Annotated in this window: 1 protein-coding gene; it reads left to right on the top strand. The window is 54.1% G+C overall.

Annotation, left to right across the window (positions count from 1 at the left end; genetic code table 11):
• Positions 1-144: 144 nt before the first annotated feature.
• The coding region (locus KDK14_RS03005; protein WP_257263540.1) for a leukotoxin LktA family filamentous adhesin at positions 145-2,474 on the top strand (2,330 nt) is incomplete at its 3' end.

The raw sequence follows: 2,474 nt of genomic DNA, 5'->3' as shown, positions 1-2,474 counted from the left end.
GCCACCGCACGACTGCATGGATGCAGGAGCCAGAGCAACGCAGGAGCAGTTGCCGTATAGGGCAGTCTATTCTCGGACAGCCTCTTGGGCCACAGCATGTAAGTGGCTTGACAAAATAATAACTATTACACAAGGAAGCAAATTATGGCTGGTTTTGGTCGTACTCAGCTGTCGGTTTCTATCGGCCGGGTTAACTCGGCGAGGGCTTGCCAGAAATCCACCGGAGCCTCTTTTTCTTCGGTCCTGCGAGCGCCAGCGGCGGCCGGTATGTTGTTGTCCGGCACCGCAGTAGCGACTGATCACGACATACAGGCTGTCAGTGACTTCACCGCCATCAGCAGCAATAACAATATTCATGATATTACCTCCAGAAAAATGTCGGGTACGTCCGCGATCAACGTATTCGATAAATTTGTGGTGGGTTCGTCCCATACCGTAAACCTTCAGGTGCCTGACAGCGCCAGCAAACTGGTGAATATCGTTCGGGGTTCTGAAGCGCCGGCGGTTCACGGGATCATGAACAGCTACCAGAATGGCTCACTGGGTGGTGATGTGGTCTTTGCCAGCTCAGCGGGTTTTCTGGTGGGTGAGTCGGGGGTAGTCAACGTTGGCAGTCTGGCCATCAAGACACCGACCGATAATGACATCACCGGGCTGATTAGTGGCAGTGATGTGGTTGATGCAAAAATCACTGATCTGCTTAACGACAGTTTTAGTGTTTCATCCTCCGGTACTGTTCGTATTCAGGGCAAGGTCAATACCGCCAGCGGCCTGGATATCAATGCCAATACCATTCAGGTGGATAGTGGCGGTATTGTCATTTCAGGGCGTGCCGCCCAGGCCAGTGCGGTGGCATTAACGGCTGTTAATGTGGACGATCTGACCATTCCCACAGAACTTAATGTCGATGGTGGCGTCATTACCCTGAAGGCGTCCAGTTCGGCAGCCGGAGCCATTGATCTTTCGGGCGATCTTTACGCGGATGGTGGCTTCACCATCATGGCGGATAATATCGATGTGAATGCCGGGGCCACGCTGGACAGCCGGGACGCCAACTCAGCCAGTGCAGCCGGTACCATTGCCTTTACAGGCAAGGATCAAGCCGCAACCACCCTGAATCTCAGCGCTGCCGGAAAAGCGGTGGTGGTTGAGTCGGCAACCGCCGCCAGCCCTGAACAGGCGGCTGATGGTATTACCCTGATTGGTAATACGACAGTGGCTGGCTCTGCCACGATCACCGCAGACACGTTCAAAACCGCAGCAAACAGCACCGTGGACCTCAGTGGCAGCCTGACCGTTACTGCCGACAGTAAAGCCGATGTTTCCGGCATCCTGGCCGCTGAATCCGGGATAACCATCACCGCCAAAGATATAGACCTGAATGCTGGCAGTACCCTGGATACCCGGAACAGTGATGACTCAGCCAGAGGGGATGTTACCCTCACCGCATCCGTGACCAAGGAGATCGGTTTTGGCAAAGCCGATTCAGACACCAGTATTGACCTGGGAGGGCAGGTCTATGCAAAGGATGTCACGGTCAAGGCCAAATCCATTGCCAACAGTACGTTTTATGAAGAGCCGGGTACGGCCATGGGCATACTGGCCGCTGGCGCTTTTGTCGGGGCATCCTTCTATATGATGGAGGCTGAGGCTGATGCCACTGTCAACGTCAATAATAGTGCGAATATCCAGGCCAGCGGCAATGTTTCCTTGCAATCCGAGGCCCATGCCTTAACGGAAGCGTCGTCTATTGTTATTGGCGAGACATTTCCCGCGTCCTTACCGGCCATCTACGCCAGCAGTGACGCTAACAGTACCACCCATGTCAAAAGTGGCGCGACCATTGAAGCAGAGGGTAATCTTGAGGTTTCCGCCCACAATGAAGCGTATATTTCCGCATCAGCACTGGACATTATTGCGGAAGATGACAATACGGTGGTTATTGCCGCGGCGGTGGCTGAGTCCGATGTGGATGCCAGGGCAATCATTGACTCGGGGGTCACCCTGGACGCTGACAACCTGGTGCTGGCCGCAGAAAACCAGAACTATTATTACGTTTCCGCCTCCGCTTATGGTCTGACCAACACTCAATATGGCATTGCCATCGCCGTTGGTGATTTTAATACCAACACCACGGCAGAGCTGGGCAGTAGCCTTGGTACTGACAATGACAAGGTGGGCAATGTCACCATCACCTCCCTTAACCGTACCTTGAATCAGCGGGTGCATTCCGGTGTCACGGTGGGGAGCAGCCTGCTGTTCAGAACGGTGGGGTCGAAAGCGGTACAGGGGTTATCGGCGTTACAATCCGGCGTCAGCAATTATACCCAGCAGTTTCTCAAGGGGTCGGGGCAGAGCGTAGATACCGATGATTCCGGAAAGGTGAGCTTCAAAGGTGGCCTGTCGTTTTCCCTGAACCTCTCCGACCATGACGCCTATAGCTACCTTGGTAATAATGTCAGTGGACAGACGGG

The organism is Endozoicomonas sp. ONNA2, from assembly GCF_024606365.1.
Taxonomy (GTDB): Bacteria; Pseudomonadota; Gammaproteobacteria; order Pseudomonadales; family Endozoicomonadaceae; genus Endozoicomonas.
Note: the sequence above shows the minus strand (reverse complement) of the source record. Positions and strands in the feature narration are given on the sequence as shown.